This window comes from Psychrobacter sp. (assembly GCF_030457785.1).
Taxonomy (GTDB): Bacteria; Pseudomonadota; Gammaproteobacteria; order Pseudomonadales; family Moraxellaceae; genus Psychrobacter.
This window is the reverse complement of the sequence record NZ_JAKDUI010000164.1, coordinates 1-6,085: the sequence shown is the minus strand read 5'-3', so window position 1 is coordinate 6,085 and position 6,085 is coordinate 1. Positions and strand designations below refer to the sequence as shown.

Below are 6,085 nucleotides of genomic sequence, written 5' to 3'. Positions count from 1 at the left end.
GCTTCGGCTGTCACCCTTCTTTTATTACTCCAGCATACTTTCTGACACACCACCCTTTTTGTAATACTGTTTTTTATGGTACTGCTTTTTGCAGCACTGTTATTTGTGGTACTGTTTTGTTGTATCGCGCAATCAAACCTTTGTAAGACCACACCCATCCAATTCAAATACAATCGTAAGTGTTAGAACAATTATGTCACAACCATCTGATTCATCTACCCATTATGCCCTGCCCACTCCTCTATTGGACCTGCTCAGTCAGTATTTGCAAGAGCAAGTCGCACCAACGATCGAGATTGATCCTGCCCAGCTTGCCTATCGCTGGGTCGGTGGTCAGAATGGTCATTTACAGCCACTAGCGGTCAATTTATTCTTAACCTTAGAAGACTTGCATGGAATTGATACGCAAAAGAAAAAGCTGATACAGAACACACGCCAGTTTTTAAAAGGCTATCCTGCCAACCATGTTTTGATGACAGGGACACGTGGTGCTGGCAAATCATCACTTATCCGAGCCTTGTTACAGGCTTATCAGGCTGAAGGATTACGCATTATCGAGATTGCTCGCGATGATTTACGGGTGCTCGATAAGGTTCGAGCAGCGATCAACGCACTGCCAGCTGACTGTAAATGCCGCTACGTGGTGTACTGCGATGACTTGGCGTTCAATGGTCAAGATGAAAGTTATCGAGCGTTAAAAAGTGTCTTGGATGGTGCGCTTGACTCAGAACAGGACAAGCTTTTGGTCTATGCTACCAGTAACCGCCGACATCTACTGCCTCAGCTGATGAAAGACAACGTCAATATCTACGACGGCCAGACCGATGAAGTCAATCCGTATGAAACCATCGATGAGACAGTATCCCTGTCTGACAGATTTGGTCTTTGGCTGTCCTTTCACCCGATGGATCAGACGACTTATCTACAAATCATCAACCATTATTTATCTGTTGCACAGAAGCCCACACTAGAGAATGCGGCGGAAGAAGAGAATGCTGAAGGCGCTGACCAAGCACTACCTGATAATGTCAGAGCAGCTGCGTTACGCTGGGCATCAGAGCGTGGTGGACGATCAGGGCGTGTGGCGTATCAGTTTAGCCGCTACTGGATAGGACAATCACAATTGGCAGCTGATGACGATCTGTCTTAGCACTTAGCACTTAGCACTTAGCACTTAGCACTTGGCACTTGGCACTTGGCTGACACTTGACAATACATCATCTTTTCTGGTCACGTGCAGAGCGGCCTAGTGCAGAACCTAAATACTGTACTCGACCAGGGTGTTGGTCTTCTGCTAAATCAACTGAACCATCTACCAAATATTGGTCAAAGTCCGCTGCCAACCATAGACTGCCTTGATACACTTTTTCGGCATCTAGGCGGACGCTTGCCATATTTGGCGCGCTACTGTCAGGATTATCAAAACTCTGATAACGCGCACTGAAATGGGTCAAGATGAGATTCTCCAGTCCAGCCTCTTGGGCAAAACTACCTACCAACTTGGCAATGCTATGCATTGGATCAAAGTCTGGATTTTTGGCTTGAATTTTAGTCAATACTTCATGCGTATAAGTCGCTTCATGCACCAATAAATCCGTATCGACTAGCGCAGGAGTGAGACAGCCTGGTGTGTCATTATCGCCAGCGACCACTATCCGTGTACGCTGGGGGTCATTGATAACATAACTATCCGAATATAGAGTCCTACCCTCTTCGGTTATGACGTCCTGACCTTGCTGCAACTTACCCCACAGAGCACTTGCTGGGATGTTTTCTGCCCTCAGTTTATCTGTATCAAGCGTACGGCGGTTTATGGTTTGGGTAATACCAAAACCATAAGAAGCAACCCGATGTGATAGAGGGTGAATATCTACTGTCAGCTGATGCTGATCATGAAAGCGAATATCTACTTTGTTTGTATTTCCTTGCTCAGACAGTACGTCTTCAATCGCCATAAAGTTTACGGCAAACGGTAAATATAACTCGGTAGTTTGAGAGATAGCTTCTAGAAGTGTCGCAATGGCTTGTGGTGCAATGACTGTTAAAGGCTCGCAGCGACCTGACATCGCGGCACTTGCCAACAAGCCAGGTAAACCATAGCAATGGTCGCCATGCACGTGCGTGATACAAATAGCCGCCAGCTGATGCAACGATAATTTAGTATGTAACAGTTGCTGCTGCGTCCCTTCGCCACAATCCACTAATAACCAAGGTCGCGATTTTTTGCTTTGTTGCGGGCTTTTCCCTGAGCCGTAAGGATTCAAACACTCAACAGCCAGCGCTGTCACATTGCGCTGTTTGGTTGGCACACCTGCTGAGGTACCTAAAAAAGTTAGCTGAAGCATAAGCCACGTCTTTGATTAATGAAGCGCAACGGCTACGACAATTGACATATCATGGTTTTTTGACCTTCAACCATCTGACCGCCATTCGCCGCACACTCGTTTATCATATTGGATTCATAAGACTTCCAGCCACCATAAAAGCTGGCGATGCATAATAAAACCACCAATATTTTTTGTGTCCATGATTTAATCGACACCTGCTGCGCGTGAACCTCTTGACGGGAAGCGTCTCTACCATTATCAGACGCTTTGTTGTTCGCCAGCTTGTTCTGATCACTCATGCCACTACCTTTTGATTAGACTATCGTTAAATTTAATTAAAAACGCTCACAATAGCATATTATAACTTTAAAACTCTGGCGTACCGCCTTTTTCTTCAGCACGTTTAAATGCTGGACGTTCTTGGCAACGTTTGAGCCAGTTTAATAGATTTGCATATCTGACCTTGTCCAGTCCAGCACGTGCATTGGACGCCGCTACCACGATATGCATTTGAATGTCTGCGGCGCTAAAACTTTCACCAGCGAACCAATGATTGTCTTGTAAATGCTGCTCCATCAAATTTAAGTTATTGGTGATGTTGTTTTTTATCATCCCATTTTCAACTTGCTTACGAATACCCTTACTGATTGGTTTGATGAGCATCGGTGATCTTTCCACCACTTTGCTAAATATCAGACGCATCACCAGTTGTGGCATTGCTGTCGCTTCGGCAAAGTGTAGCCAAAATGTATAGGCTTCCCAAGCAGACTCATTGTCATCTGCAGGTTTGAACTGGCGATCGGTGTCGTAATGTTTCAGCAGATACTCAATAATGAATCCTGACTCCGCCAGCGCGCGATCGTTGACTTCTAGCACTGGTGTGTGACCTAGTGGATGGACTTTCTTGAGGCTTTCGGGAGCGAGATAAGCTTTGGTTCGCTCGTAACTCGTCAGCTGGTACTCTAGCTCCAACTCTTCTAATAACCATAAAATACGAAACGAACGAGAGTTGTTTAAATGGTGTAAATTTAACATAAAAGATCCTAATGATACCAATCACAAAAATGACAGTGGCCCAGACATCAAGCTATCAGGACCACTCATCTCATACTAAACAAAACTGTCACAGCCAGTCGCACTTTTGGAGTTGGTTTTTTATTGTGAGTAAACGATATTATTTTATATAACACGCCCTGTAGTCTCTTGAGCGTAACAGCACTGCTATCGATAATAACGTAATTAGTTACCCTTTCATATTAATAACTGTGTAGCGCGCTTGCGAAAACACATCTATCCAGCATTGTTAAGTATCAATATGTTTTACTTCGCATGCAGCGCATCAATCTTACGTGTCATCTTATCTATCTTTTGCTGGTACTTTTTAATTTTACGAAATCGATGGGCAGTGAGCACGCCTTTGATTCTACGATTCTTCAGACGACGGCGCGGCGGGAAGCTACCCACTAGCGGTTCATTGTAACCATGCAAGCGATCTTCACGCTTACGTGCCAAATAACCAAGCGCACTATCAGCAATCATCATCAATAGAGCCACAAAAATCATGCTATACATCTGGATTGAACCGCCGTCTTCGATACTACGATCCAAAATCGCAATAGAAAATATAAACAAAAATATTGGCTCAAGATAGCATAAAGTGCCAAATAGCGAGACGGGCAGCTTTTGACTGGCAACCATGGTCAGTGACATCGCTACTGTGCTAATAATGCCCAATAATGGTAAAAAATACCAAAGCTTATCAGTTGCCATCACCAACTCAAATCCACCATTCATATATAGCGCAACCAAGACCACTGGAGACAACAAAACCAAATCAGAAATAAGACCGGTAATTGGTGGTACTGCTAGCTTACGACGCAATAGATAATAAGGTGGATAGCCCAAACAAACGAACAAAGTCGCCCATGATATTGCACCGTACTGCAAAATATCATAAGTGATACCGAGACCTGCGCATATAATGGCCGCCCACTGTAACAAGCTCATGGTTTCATTGTAAAAAAAGCGACCCACTATAATCATAATCATCGGGTATAAGAAATAACCCAATGTGACTTCAAGCCCCAATCCATTTACTGGCGCCCACATAAACAGCCAGATCTGCAAACCCAAAATAGGTGTCGGCAATATAAATAAAAACCATTCTTTAAGGTTTTTGAGCGTCTTTAGATAGTCCCAAATATGCTGCCACTGCTTTAGCAAACTGACTAGCAGCACCAGACTAAAAAACATCGTCAGTACGCGCCACGAAGCGACTTGTGTACCTGATAACGGTTGCATCAGCAAACCGAATAAAAATAGCAATGAGTATAAAAAGTTTGCAACCACGGCACTGATTGTGCCTTGAGAGGTTTGATTGGTAGTGAGCATCACAACAGCCTTTAAAAATTGGCGCACATCCTTGGCAATTTAAAAAAAACAAGAGCCCCAGACGAAAACGTCTGAGGCTCTTGTACATAAGACAGTCGCGTAATCTAAGATAAACGCTTCTAGTATATCGTGCTTCAATCGAGGGCGGCATTATGTCAAACTCATATTAGATAAGCAATGCCACTTTTCATATATTTTATAAACTTCTGTATCCTTTGATTCTATTGGGCTCAGGCAACTATTTTTTATCAAGTTTTTCTATTTTTCTCTGTATCTTATCCATCTTCTTTTGGTACCGACGACGCTTACGGAATCGATGCGATGCTAGCACACCGTCGATACGCTGATTGATAAAACGAGGTCGTGGTGGGAAGCCGCCAATTTGCAACTCTCGATAACCATGTAAGCGATCACTACGACGACGAGCCATGTAACCTGATGCACTATCTATTATCATGACCAGTAGCGCAAACACTATCATGCTATACATAAAAATTGAGCCGCCTTCGTCAAGACTTTGACTGAGCAACGTAATCGACAATGCAAAAAACATCATAGGCTCTATGTAGCTGAGCGCCCCGAACAACGAGATTGGTAGCTTGCTACTAGCGATCATCATCAGCGACATCGCAACCGCACTCAGCGCACCAAGCAGTGGCAGCAAGTACCAAAACTTCATATCATGTGCTGCCACACTAAAACCACCGCTCACATAGAGAACGGACAAAACCACGGGGGTCAAAAGCGTCAAATCAAATAGCAATCCCGTAATCGGTGGCACTGCTAACTTACGTCGCAGTAGATAGTATGGAGGATAGCCCAAACACACAACCAACGTTATCCAAGAGATCTTACCATACTGCAATATATCGTAACCGACCCCCATCGCAGCGATGATGGCAGCTGCATACTGTAAAACACTCATATGCTCATGATAAAAAAACCGACCAAGCACAATCATGACGAGTGGCAATAAAAAATAACCCAATGTGGCATCCAAACCATAACCATTGACTGGCGCCCACATAAATAGCCAAACCTGCCCACCTAAGATAGGTGCAGGTAATACAAAGATGAGCCACTCCTTAAAGGTTTTTAAGGTCTTGAGATACTCAATAATATGTTGCCATTGTTTGGTAACACTGATGAGTAATACCAAACTGAATAACATCATCAGCAAGCGCCACGAGGCTATCTGTGTACCTGTCAAAGGCAGCATAAATATGCCGAATACAAACATCATAGCAAATAAAAAGCTCGACGTTATCGACGCAAGGGTACCTTGAAAAGTGGGATTGGTCGTGAGCATAACAGCCAAACTTTACGCTTCTTGCGATACACGTAAGTCCAAAACTCATCAACCTCTA

6 protein-coding genes are annotated in these 6,085 nt (G+C 43.9%); 1 reads left to right on the top strand and 5 read right to left on the bottom strand.

Annotation, left to right across the window (positions count from 1 at the left end):
• Window positions 1–193 precede the first annotated feature (193 nt).
• The gene (locus tag L0J61_RS08400; RefSeq protein ID WP_301465999.1) at window positions 194–1,150 is read left to right on the top strand and encodes an ATP-binding protein; all 957 of its coding nucleotides are present in this window, start codon (window positions 194–196) and stop codon (window positions 1,148–1,150) included.
• A 67-nt stretch (window positions 1,151–1,217) separates the two neighbouring features.
• On the opposite strand, the gene L0J61_RS08395 is transcribed toward L0J61_RS08400, so the two are convergent.
• From L0J61_RS08395 to rarD (L0J61_RS08375), 5 genes are all read right to left on the bottom strand, one after another.
• On the bottom strand, window positions 1,218–2,345 hold the full coding sequence (locus L0J61_RS08395; protein ID WP_301465998.1) for a ribonuclease Z: 1,128 nt from the start codon (window positions 2,343–2,345) through the stop codon (window positions 1,218–1,220).
• Between the two features lie 32 nt (window positions 2,346–2,377).
• The gene (locus L0J61_RS08390) at window positions 2,378–2,626 is read right to left on the bottom strand and encodes a hypothetical protein (protein WP_301465997.1); all 249 of its coding nucleotides are present in this window, start codon (window positions 2,624–2,626) and stop codon (window positions 2,378–2,380) included.
• Window positions 2,627–2,693: 67 nt separating this feature from the next.
• On the bottom strand, window positions 2,694–3,362 hold the full coding sequence (locus tag L0J61_RS08385) for a glutathione S-transferase (RefSeq protein WP_301465996.1): 669 nt from the start codon (window positions 3,360–3,362) through the stop codon (window positions 2,694–2,696).
• A 285-nt stretch (window positions 3,363–3,647) separates the two neighbouring features.
• Window positions 3,648–4,718 (bottom strand): EamA family transporter RarD, encoded by a 1,071-nt coding sequence (gene rarD / locus L0J61_RS08380; RefSeq protein ID WP_301465995.1) that lies wholly within the window; start codon window positions 4,716–4,718, stop codon window positions 3,648–3,650.
• Between the two features lie 238 nt (window positions 4,719–4,956).
• Window positions 4,957–6,027, bottom strand: a complete 1,071-nt coding sequence (rarD, locus tag L0J61_RS08375; protein ID WP_301465994.1) for an EamA family transporter RarD — start codon at window positions 6,025–6,027, stop codon at window positions 4,957–4,959.
• Between the last annotated feature and the right edge of the window lie 58 nt (window positions 6,028–6,085).